This is a genomic window from Blautia sp. OM06-15AC, from assembly GCF_003481425.1.
Classification (GTDB): Bacteria; Bacillota; Clostridia; order Lachnospirales; family Lachnospiraceae; genus Fusicatenibacter; species Fusicatenibacter saccharivorans.
The window spans coordinates 64,667-81,731 of the sequence record NZ_QULD01000007.1; the positions used below are offsets into that span (position 1 = coordinate 64,667).

Sequence of the window (17,065 nt, forward strand, 5' to 3'; positions counted from 1 at the left end):
ATGAGAAATCCAAAACTCCCGACCGGGATTGACAACTTTAAAAAGATTCGCAATGGAAATTACTATTATGTAGATAAAACTTCCCTCATAGAACAGATTTTAAATAACGGAAGTGAGGTCACGCTTTTTACGCGCCCACGCCGTTTTGGAAAATCCCTGAATATGAGTATGATTCAGCATTTCTTTGAAATTGGAACGGATCCAGCACTTTTTGACGGCTTGAAGATTTCTAAGAATACAGAGATTTGTGAACAATATATGGGAAAATATCCCGTTATTTCCATCAGCTTAAAAGGAATTGATGCCGATTCCTATGAAAAAGCCCGTGCGCAGCTCATAAAAACAATCAATCGTGAGGCAAGAAGATTTCAATTTCTTCTGGAAAGCGACAAATTGAGCCGGGTTGATAAAGCACTTTTTTTAGAACTTCTGACAAGAAATATGGAAGAAGACACCATTACCAGCAGTCTTCAGGAACTGACAGAACTGTTGGAAGTTCACTATGAACAGCAAGTGGTTGTACTGATTGACGAATACGATGTTCCGATGGCAAAAGCCCATGAAAATGGATATTATGATGAAATGGTATTGCTGCTTCGAAATATGTTCGGAAATGTTTTAAAGACAAACAGTAGTCTTGCCTTTGCCGTTTTGACGGGCTGCCTGCGCATTGCAAAAGAAAGCATCTTTACCGGACTGAACAATTTCAAAGTATATTCGATTACAAATACAGAATTTGATGAAACCTTCGGTTTTACAGATGAAGAAGTAAAGACCATGCTGCATGACTATGAAATGGATAACCGATACGACGAGGTAAAAGAATGGTATGACGGATACCGATTCGGAAAAGCAGATGTGTACTGTCCGTGGGATGTTGTGAATTACTGCAATGATCATATTCATAATCCAGAGGCCGAGCCGGAAAATTACTGGATGAATACAAGCGGGAACAGTGTGATTCATCATTTTATCGACAGTATCAATGAACCGGATATGCTCACAAAAACAGAACTGGAATGGCTGATAAATGGAAAAACAGTGATCAAACAAATCGATGAAATGGTTACCTACAATGACCTGTATTCGACCATGGATCATCTGTGGAGTACACTTTTCATGACTGGATACCTGACACAGCGCGGAAGAGAAAGCGATGGCCGCTATTGCCTTGCAATTCCAAACCGGGAAATTCGAAATATCATAACAGAACGGATTCTTACACTGTTTCAGCAGGAAGTGAAAAAAGACGGAAAAATGGCAGAACAGTTTTGCCAGGCACTGCTTGGGGGAAAATCAGCAGAGGTGGAAAGCCTTTTGAATTTGTATTTGCAGAAGACGGTCAGCGTACGCGATACCTTTGTGCGGAAATCACTGAAAGAAAATTTCTATCATGGAATTCTGCTTGGAATCTTAAGCTATAAAAATGACTGGCGTGTATCTTCCAATCGAGAATCGGGAGAAGGATTCAGCGATATTGTAATTGAAACTGGAGATGCAGAAACAGGAATTGTGATAGAAGTGAAGTATACAGATGAGAAAAAAGATCTGGAAAGAGATTGCCGGAAGGCATTGGAGCAGATTCGGGATAAAGATTATACGCAGACACTGTGGCAGGAGGGCTATAAAAAAATGGTGCAGTATGGAATTGCATTTCATTTAAAACAGTGTTGTGTGATGGAAGAAGAGATGCAGCGTAAGTGGAATCGAGATGGGGCTCTGAATAGTTACAATTTGTTATAAAATTCAGGGCAGAGATATTGCCCTGAATTTTATATACAGACAAGTTTCTGTCAACATTTTCCGTTCGATATGAGATAAAATGGCAATATTCAAAAGAAAAAGCCTATCATGAGGAGAAAAAAATGGAAGAAAAGACAGCAAACATGGCAGAGAATATTCGCGTTACATTCACCGGATTCCACTACATAAAGGATGGCGATTATCCAAATGACTTCGAGGTATGCTTACTGATCCTGAAAGACAACAGCTTATCAGCAGGCTGCTGGGATACAGGATTATATGCCACGGAAGGCGGCAAGCAGCCAGGTGCATTCCGACAGGCAAGGGGCTGCTTTATCGATGCGGACTATGTAAAAGCCTGGACGAAGCTGGAGGATAAGGTGTATAATTTTCAGCAGAACAGCATTGTATGATTGGAATACGGAAGGAGAATTGCAATGGACAGAAGAAGTAATAATATCGCGATATTTCAAGATTCTATGGATTTGATAAAAGCAAACCAGAAGCTCCAGCAGGCAGTTCAGTTTTCGATTCAGAACCAAAAGCTGTATGTTCCATCGCAGGCAATTACGCTTCCAGAACCTGGAAAATCACCTTGCAAAACGATTGTTTCATCCAAAAGAAGCTTCGAAGCCGCCTCTGCATATGCAAAAGCCGGGAAGCAGGCTTGCGTCCTGAATTTCGCCTCTGCAACCAACCCAGGCGGCGGTGTAACACGGGGAAGCACAGCACAGGAAGAATGCCTTTGCCGATGCAGCACACTTTATCCATGCCTGGATACAAAAACGATGTGGCATCAGTTCTATCAACCGCATCGGAAAGCAGGCGATCCACTTTATAATGATGATCTGTTGTATACACCGGGAGTCGTCGTATTTAAGACCGACACCTCTGCGCCGGAACGAATGGAAGAAAAAGACTGGTATCAGGTAGACATCATTACCTGCGCAGCCCCGAATCTCCGAAAGAAACCAAGCAATGCCATGAACCCGTCTGCAGGAAATGCGCCGGTTAAGATTAATGAGAAAGCACTGTACGAACTTCAGATGCAAAGACTGGAACGTGTTTTTCAGGCGGCAGCATCGAACGGAGCGGAAGTTCTGATTTTAGGCGCGTTTGGCTGTGGCGCTTTCTGTAACCCACCGAGAATTGTAGCACGGGCATTTCGGAGCGTACAGGAAAAATATGCATCCTATTTTGAAACGATAGAATATGCGGTGTTCTGCGGCAGAAACGATACGTTGAATTATGATACATTCAATCAGGTGCTTGGAGGTAGAAAATAGAATTTAAATGGTGTTCTGAAAGAACACAAAAACGAACAGAAGATACGAGCGTATGAAAAGCACAAACAACAAAAATGAGAGGGACGGCTGTAGAATATGAAAGTTCTGAACTTCGAGGACAGTGTTTATAAGGCAAATGCAATTCGAAAAATATTAGGTAATCGCTGTGGTGTGGCATCGGTTGAACAGGTGGCTAATGTGGAAGATGGTCTGAAAATGTTGAAAGATGCAGAAAACGCAGGAGAGCCGTTCAATCTGATCATCACAGATATGCATTTTCCAATGAGGTCAGGAGCCATCAGCGACACAGAAGCGGGAGAAAAATTAGTTCAGATTCTGCAGGAGCAGGGAAATCAAACCAACATTATTGTATGTTCCTCAAGAAATATGAAACTTCCAGGTGTGTATGGATGTATCTGGTATTCGGAAATCAGCGACTGGGAAGAAGAACTTTGTGATCTTGTAAGAGAGATGGAAAAAAGTAAATGATTTATGCGATGAGTGATATTCACGGACAATATGAGCTGTTCAGGAACCTGATGGAGCAGATACCCCTTGGAAAAGATGATACACTCTATGTACTGGGTGACGTAGTCGACCGGGGATCGGCTTCCATGAAGATCTTGCAATATATGATGACAAATCCTAATATCATTCCCATTATGGGCAACCATGAGCTCATGGCTCTTCCGTGTCTGAAACTTCTGGTACCGGAACTTTCGAATGGCTTTCTTCATAAACTGTCATCACAGGCACGTCAGTCTTTTGCAGAATGGACGTTGAACGGCGGAATCAGCACAATTCAGGAGTTCTTGAAACTTCCGCAGGAAGAGCGTCGACAGGTAGTGGAGTATATAGAATCATTTCGTCTGTATGGGAAGAAAATCATAAATAATGGGGAATATTGGCTGATTCACGCAGGGCTGGAACATTTTTCGGAATCAAGGCGGCTTGCGGAGTATTCCGTGGAAGAACTTGTGTGGAAAAGAACCGATTTTGACATCACATATTTCAAAAACATTACTGTGGTAAGCGGACACACCCCTACGCAGAATATTCTTGGAAACAGCAGACCCGGATATATCTTTAAGAAAAATAATCACATTGCGATTGACTGCGGAGCAGGCGAAAATAATGGAAGACTGGCGGTGATTTGTCTGGATACAGGGGAAGAATATTATGCAGAATAAAATGCATCAGAACAAATTAGGCGGACAGAAGAGAAATACTTTATGATGGAAAATATGAGAACAGTATTGTGATAAAGTTGTAGAGAAATTTCTTGTTTTCGCTTGCAGAATAACGGAAAGTGCGACATACTTTGAGTAAGAACATTGTGATGATACAAAGAAACTGTCTTAGTGTTTATACAGATCGCGACAGTCTCATTTAACCGAATCAAGCAAGTAGCGAAGCGGATTGAGAATATCCACTTTGACTAAGGAGATATTTTTCGTGGTTATTATTCAAGAAAGCTTCAATACGCGGAGGAGGGGAAGAAAATGAATTTTAATTTGAGCGTACAAAAATGGCATCTTGTTTCGGAAAAAGGATTACCAAAGGATGGCACATGGTGTTTTCTGGTATGGAAAAGTGCAAAAGATGAATATGAATGGACCATTGGCGGATACAACGAAGCTGAGAAGTATTTTTACGCAAATCTTGGCTCAGGTGGGATGATTGTTGATACAGATGAAGTTGTTGCCTGGGCAGAACTTTTCAAGGACGAAACCTTTGCGGCAGAGTAGGTAAAACAGCCAGGAAAAGAGGAAAACAAATGATTCAAAAGAGATCCAGAATAAAAATAAATACAGATCTAGCAAAAATCAGACAGGCAGGAAAAAATCCGCAGGAAGTGCAGAAAGAGCTTTTGGAGTTCTTTGAAAAAAGAGGATTTGAGTATGAAGAGTATGTTGGGTATCTGTATCAGGAAGAGATTACACAGGAGAAAGCGCAGCAAATTACGGATGAATTGAAAGAATGTGGATTGGCAAAATTTGTGCATGATTTTTATGTTTATGATGTGGAGGGGAAAATTGTTGTGATGGAAATAAAGAATACATATAACTTGAATTAGTCACGGCTTTGCCATGAAAGTGGCTGAAAGTCAAAGAGTTACTTTTGTTTTGAAAATGTATGTAACGTATTGATTATGCAATAAAGTCAGTAAAATTACGGAACCTTGTTAAATACGCAAGAAAAGAATAGTGAGATATTTCTATGGATAAACCTAAAAATGATTCAGATGCCAATGCATGGTTATTTTATGAAAAATATTATGGAAAAAGCCTTTCTTATGAAGATAAAAAATATACCGTTGGTAACACAAAAATTTTAGTTAACGGAGATGTATGCTTTAACGTTAAGTTGAAATATGATAAACGTTTTACAATGTTGGGAAGTATAATTAAGAAAGAACCAGAACCACAATTTAATAAACTAAATGAATTGTTATCAGAGTTACTTTATTCGCCAATGAATATAAGTATTCTGCCCAAAACAGGAGGTTTGAATATTATTAAAAAAAATTTTGCAGATGATCGGTTTGATTCTTTTGTGTGGCTTATTAGTAAATATTACGAAGGTGTAACCGCTCCAATAGTAAATAGAGGCACTCAAAATGCATATATTTGTAATCAATTATCTTTACAAGAGTTTTTAGATGAAATGGATGATGAAAACAGATTTTGTTTGACTTTTTATGGAATACCTAAGGAATTTGTATCAAAATTAATTGATAGTGGGAAAAGTGCCATTCGTACTTACAAAGAGTTTTACAACTTTTTGTTATTAGCAACTGAGTTCTGGGAAATTAGACTTAAAAATTTAAAAAAACAAAATATTATTAAAGAGGACGAGTTCAAATCTTATGAGTTGATTCTTAATAAATTAAATGAGCTATTGAAGTCTAACATTGATAGCATTGCTGAGAAATCCTCCGTAAGTTCTCAAACATGAATATTGGAAAGATAACAAGGACGCAGTTTACCAAATTTTTTGATTTTTAATGGCGGTCAGAACGGTGATTTATACTACCGATGCCATTGAATCGAGACTTTTTTCACAGCCGCGTAATCAAAGGGTGGCGGCAAGATACCGCCACCTTCTCGATTACTCTTTCAAGCATCTCAAACTCTTGCTCCCATGCCCCATATCCTGGAGAATCCAATATTTAGACGTATCAACATCACAAGCCTGTGATGGATCAATCAGGTGAAAGTCAAAATAGGAGAGAAATGCCTGGTTGACAGAAAATTTGATAAAGTTCCATTGACTTTCTCGGCTGTAAGCTTCCATAATTTGTTCCTTCGTTTCCAGCCCCCATACGCAGCGTGGGAAATACCAGATGCTTCGCGCCCCTTTCGCATCATCAATACCATACCAGTTGAGGAGCTGACCTCTATAGAGCAGTACAAATGTTTGACCTTTGGGATGGTATTTTTGACTTAAGAGATACGCGGCTATATTTTTGAGTAAGCGTTCACGTGTTTTTTCGTACAGCGTGTGTATTTTACCATCATTGCCAGCCTTCAGACTGTATAAATAAGAAAAACGTTCTTTTTTATTTTTCACAGGAGTGCCGGAAGGATCTTTCCGAAAGATCAAATACTGTTCTTTTAATGACCCACGATTGAGTGCCTGGGCAATTACGGAATTCAATGTTATTTGATTTTCCCGATAATCGTTGACGGACAAAGTTTCGGTCCATTTGCTCTCCAGGTTCTTCCAAAGAATTTCTTTTTCCTTCTCGTTTTTCTCACAATGTGCCATCCAATATTTTTTAAACCATCCGTCTGCCACACGAAAATAGTCTGTCCCATTTGAAGTTTGTCGGCGGGAAGTGGGATTACTTTCCGGAGAATCCGCATGATCAAAATGGAAGCCAAGCCAGCGTTGTAAAAAGAGTTTTGCATCACTCAAAAGTTCAGGGCGAACAAACCCATCTGAATAAATTTCATCTTCACGGTAAGTGTCAAAAATATATCCTCTTGCAAGTACAACCAGAATCTGTTCAATTCCATATAAACCGCAGTCCGTACTGAAATTTCCAGTAAGTAATTTAGGCTGAATTCTTGGCGAGCTTGATTCGGGATTTGTTATATATGCTTCGAATTCCGCTCTTTCATTCAACATGTAGTATCACTTCCTTTCAAATGAGAATCGATATCTTCCCACACAAATGCATCCCAGAAGAAATTCCGGTTTTCAGAGCTTGTTCTTGTGAGCTTATGCAATGTGGTAATAAGCTGTCCCATATCGACAGATGAATGGTCAATCAGTTCTTCCAGTTCGCGGAGACAAATACGGTAGAGCTTGCGTTGTGCATTTGCATCATTATTCACGTAAAAATTACGGGCAGCGTTGTCCAGGTGTCTGATGAAGTCCGAATTTGAAGCCACATAGGAAGAGATGGGCGGAAGTTCTTCCTTAGGAGCCTTTTTTGCCTTTCTTTTCTCTTCTGACTTTTCCATTTGTTTTATCGCTTTTTCTTTTAGAACATCAAAAGGGGCATCCTGTGTTGGCACCTTTATACAGGAAAGGATTAACCATAACGTTTTGTATCCCTGCTGATAAAAATGAAACAGCAGTTCTCGCTCCGTTTCATCAAGGGAAGCTTCTTTGAATCCATTTCCAATGATGTACTCCAATGCCTTTCCACGATGATCAGAAGGCTGAAGAAGCCATTGCTCCTGAAGAAGACGCGTGCGCATGTCCTGAATGGAATTGCTTTCCGTAATATGCTCTTGTATTTTACTTTTTAAGGCTGGAACCGCAATTCTTTGAAGCTGAATCGCAGTTTCTTCATCATAAATTTGAAACAAATTTCTCTGAAGATTTTCCGGTGCATAGAAAACCTCTTTTTTTTCTTCTCTTATAATAGGAAGAAGAGAATGGATGTAAAAGAAATGCGTGGATAAAATCTCACGGCATTGCGTTTCAAAAATTTTGATCGCTGCACTATTTTTAGCAGATGTTCTTTTCGGCACAAGGAACAACTTTAAGGTATTATCGCGGACTTTTTCTTTCGCTTTGTATTTTTCCAATTCATCTCTAAAACGGCCAGGCAATTTGTTAATACAGGTTCCATAATCTGGAACAGAAAAAGTTGCGTTTGTCCGACAATCCTTTGCGGAAATCGTGAACTTCTCTTCGTTGGAAGATTTACTGTTTTTGACAGTCAAATTGCTGAAATAATAATTTTCTTCTGAGCGCAACTGTTTCCATTTTTTCAAAAACGTCAGATAGGAATTCTGATGCGTTTGCTCCTTTAGAATGGGATCTAAATTAGGGTGCTTTCCATTTTTGGCTGCATCAATTTCCAAACCGGTCAATAAGGTACAATGTTCACACGAAGGAGGAACAGGAGCTGATGAAGCATTTGGCTTTGTCACAAGTACCTGGTTCGTGGAATTTGATGATGAATTTAACGGTTTGCCATACTCGGTCTGCCCAATGGAAATGGATGCATTGGAAATCAGTCCGATCCGGTTGGAAAAGGTATTTTTGATATGTTCGAATGGAACATGTGCCTTTAATTCAACAGCAGGAGAATCCAAAGCAGGAATTGTGATAATGGGAAGAATACGGTATGGATACGTTTCTGTATCGTAGCATCCAGATGCAACTGCGTTTACAACATCCTGATCAAATATAACGTTAACCAAATCGCCGTCAAAATCAGCGCCGCCTAAACATAAAGGAGCAACGGAACCTCGTGGAACCATAACAATACCAGTTAATTTACCGAAATATTTTTGATAAACTTTAAGATGCTTTTTAAAGGAATTATAATTTACATGTCCTATTTTTGTGTAATGCACTTCATCGGTATTTGTAAAACGCCGCATAATAAACTGTTCATTTCTTGAAAGATGCGGGCTTCTGAAAAAGGCATAATAGGAAAGATAATCCCATTTTTTGTCTAACTGTTGATTTGAGGTCATAGGAAGATAGAACCGATCAAATAAATAGTATGTGAAAAAGCCGCCCATATCGGTCTCTTTTTCCAGCAGGCTTACAAGCAATGGCAGCAGATCCCGGCACAAATACCGTGTTTGGCCTTCTACAAGCAGTTTTCCGCTCACCAGTTTTGTTAAAAGCCCTTTTTGAATGTTCTGCAATTGCGATTTTATATAGATATCATTTGCAAGAGCAGGATTCTTAAAGAGAGCCTTTTTCCATACCGGCGATTCAGTGTCAGCAAAAATATTTTCTAATTCATCCGTGTCATTTGCCTCATCGTCACTGACCATGTTTTCAGTATCCAGCAGACCATCACAACTTTTTAAATAATTAATGGGATTTTTAATAAAGGAGCAATGGCTGTTTAAAATATGCTCAAATTGTGTTTCAGAAAAATCAAGGGTATTAATCATCTGATAGCTTAAATGCGTATATTTTGACTGTCCATAAGGTAAATTAGTACCCGAAATATATAATGCATGGTCGTATTTTTTTAATGCATTGCAATAAAATTCCATCGGATCAATGGTTTTACCCTCTTTTTTTGCAGCTTCACAATACTGCTTTAACCAGCTATATGCCTTAAACATACTTTTGGTAACAAAAACATGGGCTTTATACAGGTCACGTTTAAATCCAAAGGCATCAGTATACAAGTTTGTGTGTGAATCGTTATCGCTGTTATGTTCCCTTAAAAATGCGTGAACATCAACCTCATGAAGCATTCCTTTTATAAAGGGGAGCCTTATTTGAAAAGAGGTTGCGTCGGATGTTCCAAGAGAAGTATTGACATAACATGAATAGGTTGGAGTGATAAAGCCAGAACCATCGAAAGGAGTATCTACATAGAAAAACTCTTCCGTTTTCGGTTTTAAAAATTGGTAATCTATTGTTTCATCTGAATCCGTTGTTTTTTCTGCTGTTAATAAGGGGACATTCCGCTGATAATTATATCCAGTCGCTGGTTTGTTTTCACGTTTACCGGAGGCTATCCGTTCGTCCTGCACAACTACAAATGTCTCAGGAGTAAGACGTAATTTTTCAGAATCAATTCTTTTGGAAGAAGACAGATACAATCCCCGGTAGGCATAATATTTACTTTCTGTTATTTTGATTTTATTTCCGAAAAAATCAATTCCTAAATTGAGGCGGAAATTTAATTCGTCGTAGAGAGTTTCATCAATGAACGAAATCCTACTGTGACGGGTCATGTTTCCACTCTTATCAAATGCAGACATATGGACAGCGTTGTCAGAATCTGGAAAATAAAGATCAAACCCATGCTCAATCAGATCCTGCGCATCTTTCTGAAGAAATTCCTGATCTTTTAGTTTCCATTTGGGATCGGAAGATTTTTCAAAGGAAAGAAAGATATCCTGAAAATCAACGATAAGGAATTTATCATATAAAGTTTTCTCCGTGACCTGAAAGGAAGAGCCCTGTCTTTTCTTCAAAACTTCATAAATCTGATGAAAAAGAGGACAATCTTCTCGCGTGATTTCCTGTGTGACCACGTAGCTGTGAACGGGGTCGGAAAAATCCAGTTTGAAACATTGATCATTTTCAGCGGGCTTTTTGGGAAAATAATCAAAAAGAGATTTGGCGTTGAGGGTTATGATTATTTGCTTGGTATCGGACATATGTTATCTCCTCAATTTTGTAGTGTCTATAGGTGTTTGGTGGAAAGTGCGTCCAATCAACGGTTGCGATAGTGGAATTTAATATTTATTGTTTCATTTTTTCGGATAGGAAAACATTTGCTGGTACAAAACTGTATTTTTTACTATAAATGAGCAAGTTCGTGATTTTGCATAAAAGAAAGACACCTTGAATTCGACTGTGTTTCTCAGCACGGATGCATCCTTATCAACGGATGAGATTCTAGCTTATTACGTATGCCGGTGGCCGATAGAAGTATTTTCCGTCAATGCAAGACGAAACTGGCACTGGACAGTTACCAGATCCGTTCTGCACAGGGAATCCGAAGGTATTGGCTGCTGATGTCGCTGGAACATTATATGTGTGTGGAAGGAAATGGTAAATTCTGTTCTTTTGAATGCGGATATCACAAAATTAGCAATATTATCCAGATGGAAAAATATAGGTATCTTTTCTAATGCGCAAAGGAATGCCTTGATTTTGATTCCTTTGTAAAGTCAGTGGCATAGTTTTGTACAATTTTTCAAATTTGCTCATTTATAGGTATCAATTTTGATTTTGAGCATTATTACATATTTTTACTAAGTTGTCTAAATAACATTTCATGTTTTTTCTTTTTTTCGTCATTCCATATCTATTTGACCAAGTAAAAGAATCAAATTCTTTTTGCGCAACAGCATTTCCAGTAGCCAGATTAGTAATAGCGATTTTATTAAATTCATCTTTCTTTACAAATTCGCCCAAACCAAAATCATTTATATATTGTTCGAACCCGTATTTTAGATCTTGATAATATTTTAGGAATTGTTTGCTGTATTGATTTTTATAACTCAATTTACAATTTTGGGGATCTTTATTGTCAATCTTCAGCTTAAGATCATACAAAAACATATCTATCCTATCCCCTAATAACACATTTCTCTCAATGTTTATTGTCTTGTGTCCTTCTTGATCTATTTTACACGGAAAATACAGTTCTCCATATTTTGAACCACGTATTGCCTCATATTTTTCAATCCAACTATTATCACCATTAACACTATACACATCAAATAATATTTTCCAACCGCAAATTCCATCTGGTGCGAAGCATAAATTTATTTTTCGGTCCTTAAATTTAGTATTATATTCTTCTGCCTTACATATAAGCGCTTTATCAAGCATATCTGGATCTCTATAGATTGCTTCAATTGTTCTTTTTATTGCCTTTGTATTTCCAAATAAAAATTTTTTGTAAAGATCCGAATTGTAAAAGGTGGTTATTAACTCAATATTCTCTGAAAAAATCTTTTTCATATTCGCTTCTCCCTAAATTCTGCTTTGTTAAAGTTACAGAGTCCTTCTTGATACAGAAAACCCTATAAAAATAATACCCCCGGAAAAGTAATATTACAAGACGACAATCAAAATTTGTCGAATATTTTTCAGCAAAATAAGAACTTGTCGAATTTGAGCCTGCATGCATTCTGATCGTGCGTGTTAAGAATGTCTGAATTCAACCATTTCTATTTAACGCAGTGTGCAATGGAGTATTATTTTGAAAATCTTACAGGAAAGAGAGGTGCATGAAAATGATTGTGGACAGTAGAAAAATAGAATAGAAGCAAAGACAACAGAATACAGCCAGTGTACTGTCTGTCCAGTGTGAAAAAGAAGACAAAAATAATACAAGACAATAAAAATAATACCCCCGGAATTTTTGTCAGAGGATTTGATGCTGACTATTTTTCGGGGAAAATAAAGAAATGGAGGACATCCAACATGTCAAATTCTAAGTTATTTGAAAATCCCGAATATGAAGAACTGCAGTTAAATCTGAATGTGTATTTAATGGCACAGCGATATGCGGATGAACACGAGTGCCCGAATTGCGGTTTCAAAGGCGGTCTGGTCGTGAGTCAATCTGATTGCGACAAATATGAATGCCTGAACTGCGGTCATCGAGGCAGTTTTGATCAGGAAATTGTTGATCGAAATGATGTGGAGAGTGAGTGGTTGTCATCGTACACAGAAGAAGAGCGAGAAGAAGTATACGATAAGGACTGCAGTGAATGGTAATAAAAACACCAGATAATTAAAACAATAAAAACAACACCCCCGGAAAAGCAGTCGGATAGATTTGATCTATTCGGCTGCTTTTTTGCAAGGGCAGGGAAAGGAGAACACAAATGGGCAAAAAACATAAAAACTTTGTAGTATTTCTGGATGTCGATGGCGTCCTGAATACCAGGACCACCGTCCAGCAAACCCCAAAAGGATATCAGGGAATTGACGATGCGCGCGTGGAGGTTCTGGCAAAGACAATCAGCAAGTTTGGCGGAGCGGATATCGTTCTGTCATCTGACTGGAAGGAACTAGAACCCACAGATGAAGATTACAGATATCTGGTTTCCAAGCTCGCCCGATATGGCCTGATTATATCGGGACACACGCAGGACAGGATGTACAAAAGAGGTGCCGGAATTGCAGCATACCTGGAAGAACATCCAGAGATCAAAGAATATGTGATTCTGGATGATTGCAGATTTGATTTCCAGAGTTATCCAAAACTTTGGGAGCGGCTGCTGCTTACCGAGGGGATAGAGCATGCTCGGTTCGCAGCCGGAACGCCGGCTGTGGAGACGATGGTATTTCTGGATTATGTAAAATTATTTTAACCAAATGGAGGAAAAGCAAATGAAGAGCAAAGTAATTGGATGGAACATCAATCAGCGTAGTGGTATGGGAAAGGGGATTCCACAGTTTGTGATCGATGAACTGATCGACCAGAATGCAGACATTATTGTGTTAACAGAACTGTTTCAACACAGCACGATTGGTTATTTCTGGGCTGAGATGGAGCGAGCCGGATATCAGCATGCAGTCACGCAGAATGATGGAACAAATGAAGTTGGAATTCTCTGGAAGAAGGACGTATACACTTTTCTTGCAGTGGATGATTCGGTGGTTACGACGATGAAAAACAATCATCCGAACTTCTTGCTGGTGGATCTGGAAGACCAGAACGGACAGCTTCTTACCGTTGCCGGATTTCGGATTCGAATGGTGGATTACAGCCAGCGTGCCGAAGAACTGGAAATTGTTGTGAATAAGGCAAAGGAAAAGAAAAATCCAGTGCTTATGATTGCAGACTGCAATAACCTGCGGCGGGAGACAACGGAGACAAGTTGGAATCTGCAAGTGGTTGACCATATTCTTTCACAGGGTGGATTCGAGAGACACACGCCATGCGGTCAAAGCATCTTTGAGGAACACGCAGACAGAGGATATGCATATGAATTTGCAGAAGATCATTTGATTACACGCGATATTGTAGTTGAGCTTGGAGATTATGACAGAGAATTTGTAAGGCGCGATCGGATTGCGTATCCGTGGGGGAAAGATTTTCAAACCCATGATAAAGAACACCGCCGAAGAGTATCCGTGGAACCTGGATTTCCGGACCATGCGATCGTAAAGGGATATCTTAGTACAGAGAAAGATCAGAAAAAGTAAATCTGATGAAGCTGTAGACTATAAAAATAACACCCCCGGAAAAGTGTGACCGTTGTGTGGCAAGATGTTTGCTGATGCAGCGGTTACACTTTTTATGGGGCAAAAGGAAAGGAGGAGAATGAAAATGTTAGGAAAACTGCTTACCTTTTTGCTCACACTGTTCCTACCCTTTTTAGAAGGAACAAATATTGTATGATAAAATCGCGGATTAAAGAAAAAGGAGGAAGCGAAATGATGAAATTTGATAATGCAAAATATAGAACCGTACTCAATCTGATCAAGAAAACGGGCGAATTCAAGGGGAAAGCAGTACCCAGTAAGGCAAGGCTTCATGAGATGATTGGCGACGCACTTGGGATATCACATAATACGGTAAAGGACTGGGAAAGAGCAACATCAAATGGGCCAGATCCGAGAATTCCAGGCTTGCTGGAACAGCTGGAAGCATATCTGGAATTACCGGAGGGTGGACTGCGGGAAAGAACAGCTGAACCAATTAAACTGAATGAAGAGGAGAGAAAGATCATGAATACAACAACTGATTTTCAGAAACAGCAGATTATGGAGTGCTATGAAAGACTCAGAAAATTTGTCAGCGACATGGATATTGAGGATGAAAACGTATATTACGACATTCGCAATATGATCGAGGTGAAGAAAATTGCATTGCCGACAGCAGTATACAAGGCAATGATGAACTTCATGGATCAGGTCGTTGAACCATATGTATTTGAAGATACGACGGAGATCTTTTCCGAAGAGGAAGCAAAGCGCAATGAGAAAGGAATTGTGGAAATAAAGTCGGAGCAGGCATTTCAAAAGCTGATGGTTCGATTTATGGAGAAGCTGTCAGAACTGGATGCGAAGATCGAAACGTTTGCAGAGAGTGAGTTAAAGCCTTATCTCGAACGATAAGGCCGTGAAACAGGGCGGAGAGATATTGTCGATTTCGGTCGGGATATCTCTCCCACAACAAAGACAAGATCAGAAGAAAAAAGTTGGAGGGACAAAATGGGAAAACAAATTCAATTTACTAAGAAAGATGCTTATCATACCCCGGGCAAGGCAAAACGGGAGCGGATCAAAGTTACAACCATTCAAAAAGCCCATCTGCTGAAGAAATTCTCGAATGTCCTGCGGGATAACAAGGATGGTATCAGTTTCTGGTTCAATACAGAAAGATTCATGACAACGGCAAGAAGATATAATTTTGTAGCCTCCAGCATCCTGCGGGATATAGAATTATCAGAATATATTGAAGAGGATGAATCAGTGAGCCTCAAGACAATACGGAGATTGTTAAACTATTGTCAATACCCGGAGGAAGAGGAGCTTATGGTTGGAATTCAGGCGATCAAACATATTGGCAAGGCGTTATACGGGGATGAAGATGCCTTCCTGGAGGTCATTGACGAGGAAAGTCTGTGCTGCATGGCAGAGCAATATCTGGCAATGTAAGAGCCATAAATTTCAGAGTGCGGCAGTTCGGACAAAAATCTGACACCAGAAGGACAGTGAATCATGATACGATACTGCACAGAACTTCAGTCTGTGCAGTATCTGAACCTACATGTAGTATCAATACAGGAGGAAGAACATATGAAAAAAGAGAGCATGGAAGTCGTAGGAAGAATTGTAAAACGCGAGAGGGAGCTATTTGGCATTCGTGTAATAAAAAAGGACAACACATCAAAAGTGCGTCAGATGTACCCGGAAGCATGGCACATGTTTTACTTGTTAGAGAATGAAAATAATCTGGTTCCGCCGCTGGAAATCCAAGGTACGATGGAGGTGCTGAAAAATGATCAGATCCGCCTGCTGTGGTTCATTCATCCCATCATGATCAATGAGTGGAATATGGAGAACTGCATTTTGTTTGCCAATGAAGTAAACAGAGAGCTTGGCAACGGCGGCCGTTTCTGGGTAGATACGGAGTATTTTGATTTTGCGTATGAAGAGCGTTTTGAAGAAGAAATGCTGCAGCTTAGTGGGATGAATGTATTAGAACGGCATATGTTCGAATGGCCGCTTGGACAGTTCCGGGATATTCACATTCCGCTTATGATGCTTCTGCAGGGGAAATGGGGAGCTGAAACAGCCATTCGGTTTATCAAAGAACTCAGAGAAAATGGTTTCGTCGAAAATGAAAAATACGATCTGTTTCCGGATGCGTGATTTGAGAGCTGTTTTGGAAATGCAGCGAAATAAATGAGTACAAAGAATGGAGAAAGAAAAATGGCTAAAAAAGTGGATTACAAAAAATATAACTGCGTATTAGAGATGAGCAAATGGATGGGAAGCACACCGAAAGCCTTTAAAGCGGCAATCCTGAAAGAGGCTGTGCGCCAGAATGCGAACAGCGGTGGGAAGGTGGAAAAGAAGGAAATAAGAGCATGCAGAGCCGAAAAGCATAAGAAAAGGACATGCAAATAAAAATATGGTGGAGGCGAAAGATATGACGACAATTATCTGTGAGATGGATTCTATGGAGTTGTGTGTCTGGAAGGAAAAGCATCTGCAAAGGGCATGCAGCGGAGATGAATGGATTTTCCGGGAGAAAGAAAAAGAACCGGAAGGCATCCGGGTGAATTTTGATGTGACGCATGCATATGAGATATTCAGCTGTCTGGGCAGGTATTGGGGCGATTTCAATTCTTGCCCGGACAGCGAAACCATGGGACGGGTGGCAAAAAGATGGGAAGAAAAATATGGATTAAAGCTGGTGGAGCTTTCGCATGATACGCTGACCTTTCAAAGTGATCGTCGGATTTCGAAAAAGGAGGCGGTCGAGATTACAGAAGAAACGGTGGAGCTTTGTGCAGAAATTGTAAACGGAAAAGAAAATCAGCAGATCGAGACAATCAGCAGAACAGGGAGGATTACATTATGGTGGGATTAGTGCATAGCTTAAAAAATAA

At 39.6% G+C, this 17,065-nt stretch carries 19 protein-coding genes; 16 read left to right on the forward strand and 3 right to left on the reverse strand.

Annotation, left to right across the window (positions count from 1 at the left end):
- The 8 genes from DXB83_RS10370 to DXB83_RS10405 all read left to right on the forward strand — a co-directional run bounded on the left by DXB83_RS10370 (window position 1) and on the right by DXB83_RS10405 (window position 5,987).
- On the forward strand, window positions 1–1,743 hold the full coding sequence (locus DXB83_RS10370) for an AAA family ATPase (RefSeq protein WP_118697559.1): 1,743 nt from the start codon (window positions 1–3) through the stop codon (window positions 1,741–1,743).
- A gap of 122 nt (window positions 1,744–1,865) precedes the next feature.
- The gene (locus DXB83_RS10375) at window positions 1,866–2,156 is read left to right on the forward strand and encodes a hypothetical protein (protein ID WP_117804901.1); all 291 of its coding nucleotides are present in this window, start codon (window positions 1,866–1,868) and stop codon (window positions 2,154–2,156) included.
- A gap of 24 nt (window positions 2,157–2,180) precedes the next feature.
- The gene (locus DXB83_RS10380) at window positions 2,181–3,029 is read left to right on the forward strand and encodes a TIGR02452 family protein (protein ID WP_118697560.1); all 849 of its coding nucleotides are present in this window, start codon (window positions 2,181–2,183) and stop codon (window positions 3,027–3,029) included.
- A gap of 96 nt (window positions 3,030–3,125) precedes the next feature.
- The gene (locus DXB83_RS10385; protein ID WP_118697561.1) at window positions 3,126–3,518 is read left to right on the forward strand and encodes a response regulator; all 393 of its coding nucleotides are present in this window, start codon (window positions 3,126–3,128) and stop codon (window positions 3,516–3,518) included.
- Entirely contained in the window at window positions 3,515–4,219 is a 705-nt protein-coding gene (locus DXB83_RS10390) for a metallophosphoesterase (protein ID WP_118697562.1), read from the forward strand. Before DXB83_RS10385 ends, DXB83_RS10390 begins: the two co-directional genes overlap by 4 nt.
- A gap of 312 nt (window positions 4,220–4,531) precedes the next feature.
- Window positions 4,532–4,777 carry a hypothetical protein gene (locus DXB83_RS10395; protein WP_118697563.1) on the forward strand — a complete coding sequence of 82 codons (246 nt, stop codon included), beginning with the start codon at window positions 4,532–4,534 and terminating at the stop codon, window positions 4,775–4,777.
- Window positions 4,778–4,806: 29 nt separating this feature from the next.
- Complete coding sequence (locus tag DXB83_RS10400; protein ID WP_118697564.1) at window positions 4,807–5,106, forward strand: hypothetical protein; 300 nt, start codon at window positions 4,807–4,809, stop codon at window positions 5,104–5,106.
- Window positions 5,107–5,249: 143 nt separating this feature from the next.
- Window positions 5,250–5,987 carry a hypothetical protein gene (locus DXB83_RS10405; protein WP_118697565.1) on the forward strand — a complete coding sequence of 246 codons (738 nt, stop codon included), beginning with the start codon at window positions 5,250–5,252 and terminating at the stop codon, window positions 5,985–5,987.
- Window positions 5,988–6,140: 153 nt separating this feature from the next.
- Here the strand turns inward: DXB83_RS10405 and DXB83_RS10410 are convergent, their stop codons facing one another.
- From DXB83_RS10410 to DXB83_RS10425, 3 genes are all read right to left on the reverse strand, one after another.
- A complete protein-coding gene (locus DXB83_RS10410; protein ID WP_118697566.1) occupies window positions 6,141–7,163 on the reverse strand; it encodes a hypothetical protein in 1,023 nt (340 codons plus the stop codon).
- A complete protein-coding gene (locus DXB83_RS10415; protein WP_118697567.1) occupies window positions 7,157–10,633 on the reverse strand; it encodes an RNA dependent RNA polymerase in 3,477 nt (1,158 codons plus the stop codon). The genes DXB83_RS10410 and DXB83_RS10415 overlap by 7 nt, the downstream gene beginning before the upstream one ends.
- Before the next feature lie 565 nt (window positions 10,634–11,198).
- Window positions 11,199–11,948 carry a hypothetical protein gene (locus DXB83_RS10425; protein ID WP_118697569.1) on the reverse strand — a complete coding sequence of 250 codons (750 nt, stop codon included), beginning with the start codon at window positions 11,946–11,948 and terminating at the stop codon, window positions 11,199–11,201.
- 465 nt (window positions 11,949–12,413) lie between these two features.
- Here DXB83_RS10425 and DXB83_RS10430 point away from each other — a divergent pair, with 465 nt between their 5' ends.
- The 8 genes from DXB83_RS10430 (at window position 12,414) to DXB83_RS10465 (ending at window position 17,046) form a co-directional block, all read left to right on the forward strand.
- Window positions 12,414–12,710 carry a hypothetical protein gene (locus DXB83_RS10430; protein ID WP_055266273.1) on the forward strand — a complete coding sequence of 99 codons (297 nt, stop codon included), beginning with the start codon at window positions 12,414–12,416 and terminating at the stop codon, window positions 12,708–12,710.
- A gap of 110 nt (window positions 12,711–12,820) precedes the next feature.
- Entirely contained in the window at window positions 12,821–13,309 is a 489-nt protein-coding gene (locus DXB83_RS10435; RefSeq protein WP_055220061.1) for an HAD domain-containing protein, read from the forward strand.
- A 19-nt stretch (window positions 13,310–13,328) separates the two neighbouring features.
- Entirely contained in the window at window positions 13,329–14,147 is an 819-nt protein-coding gene (locus DXB83_RS10440; protein WP_118697570.1) for an endonuclease/exonuclease/phosphatase family protein, read from the forward strand.
- Window positions 14,148–14,378: 231 nt separating this feature from the next.
- Window positions 14,379–15,062 carry a hypothetical protein gene (locus DXB83_RS10445; protein ID WP_147398239.1) on the forward strand — a complete coding sequence of 228 codons (684 nt, stop codon included), beginning with the start codon at window positions 14,379–14,381 and terminating at the stop codon, window positions 15,060–15,062.
- 96 nt (window positions 15,063–15,158) lie between these two features.
- Window positions 15,159–15,605 carry a hypothetical protein gene (locus DXB83_RS10450; RefSeq protein WP_055228067.1) on the forward strand — a complete coding sequence of 149 codons (447 nt, stop codon included), beginning with the start codon at window positions 15,159–15,161 and terminating at the stop codon, window positions 15,603–15,605.
- Window positions 15,606–15,746: 141 nt separating this feature from the next.
- Entirely contained in the window at window positions 15,747–16,322 is a 576-nt protein-coding gene (locus DXB83_RS10455) for a hypothetical protein (RefSeq protein WP_055228066.1), read from the forward strand.
- 60 nt (window positions 16,323–16,382) lie between these two features.
- A complete protein-coding gene (locus tag DXB83_RS10460; RefSeq protein ID WP_055228065.1) occupies window positions 16,383–16,580 on the forward strand; it encodes a hypothetical protein in 198 nt (65 codons plus the stop codon).
- 22 nt (window positions 16,581–16,602) lie between these two features.
- Window positions 16,603–17,046: a DUF4253 domain-containing protein gene (locus DXB83_RS10465; protein ID WP_055220049.1), complete on the forward strand. Its 444-nt coding sequence runs from the start codon at window positions 16,603–16,605 to the stop codon at window positions 17,044–17,046.
- Window positions 17,047–17,065 lie beyond the last annotated feature (19 nt).

Excerpts from the sequence above, each read along its gene's own strand:
- DXB83_RS10370 (WP_118697559.1), top strand. The coding sequence starts at position 1 with ATGAGAAATCCAAAACTCCCGACCGGGATTGACAACTTTAAAAAGATT.
- DXB83_RS10375 (WP_117804901.1), top strand. The coding sequence starts at position 1,866 with ATGGAAGAAAAGACAGCAAACATGGCAGAGAATATTCGCGTTACATTC.
- DXB83_RS10380 (WP_118697560.1), top strand. The coding sequence starts at position 2,181 with ATGGACAGAAGAAGTAATAATATCGCGATATTTCAAGATTCTATGGAT.
- DXB83_RS10385 (WP_118697561.1), top strand. The coding sequence starts at position 3,126 with ATGAAAGTTCTGAACTTCGAGGACAGTGTTTATAAGGCAAATGCAATT.
- DXB83_RS10390 (WP_118697562.1), top strand. The coding sequence starts at position 3,515 with ATGATTTATGCGATGAGTGATATTCACGGACAATATGAGCTGTTCAGG.
- DXB83_RS10395 (WP_118697563.1), top strand. The coding sequence starts at position 4,532 with ATGAATTTTAATTTGAGCGTACAAAAATGGCATCTTGTTTCGGAAAAA.
- DXB83_RS10400 (WP_118697564.1), top strand. The coding sequence starts at position 4,807 with ATGATTCAAAAGAGATCCAGAATAAAAATAAATACAGATCTAGCAAAA.
- DXB83_RS10405 (WP_118697565.1), top strand. The coding sequence starts at position 5,250 with ATGGATAAACCTAAAAATGATTCAGATGCCAATGCATGGTTATTTTAT.
- DXB83_RS10410 (WP_118697566.1), bottom strand. The coding sequence starts at position 7,163 with ATGTTGAATGAAAGAGCGGAATTCGAAGCATATATAACAAATCCCGAA.
- DXB83_RS10415 (WP_118697567.1), bottom strand. The coding sequence starts at position 10,633 with ATGTCCGATACCAAGCAAATAATCATAACCCTCAACGCCAAATCTCTT.
- DXB83_RS10425 (WP_118697569.1), bottom strand. The coding sequence starts at position 11,948 with ATGAAAAAGATTTTTTCAGAGAATATTGAGTTAATAACCACCTTTTAC.
- DXB83_RS10430 (WP_055266273.1), top strand. The coding sequence starts at position 12,414 with ATGTCAAATTCTAAGTTATTTGAAAATCCCGAATATGAAGAACTGCAG.
- DXB83_RS10435 (WP_055220061.1), top strand. The coding sequence starts at position 12,821 with ATGGGCAAAAAACATAAAAACTTTGTAGTATTTCTGGATGTCGATGGC.
- DXB83_RS10440 (WP_118697570.1), top strand. The coding sequence starts at position 13,329 with ATGAAGAGCAAAGTAATTGGATGGAACATCAATCAGCGTAGTGGTATG.
- DXB83_RS10445 (WP_147398239.1), top strand. The coding sequence starts at position 14,379 with ATGATGAAATTTGATAATGCAAAATATAGAACCGTACTCAATCTGATC.
- DXB83_RS10450 (WP_055228067.1), top strand. The coding sequence starts at position 15,159 with ATGGGAAAACAAATTCAATTTACTAAGAAAGATGCTTATCATACCCCG.
- DXB83_RS10455 (WP_055228066.1), top strand. The coding sequence starts at position 15,747 with ATGAAAAAAGAGAGCATGGAAGTCGTAGGAAGAATTGTAAAACGCGAG.
- DXB83_RS10460 (WP_055228065.1), top strand. The coding sequence starts at position 16,383 with ATGGCTAAAAAAGTGGATTACAAAAAATATAACTGCGTATTAGAGATG.
- DXB83_RS10465 (WP_055220049.1), top strand. The coding sequence starts at position 16,603 with ATGACGACAATTATCTGTGAGATGGATTCTATGGAGTTGTGTGTCTGG.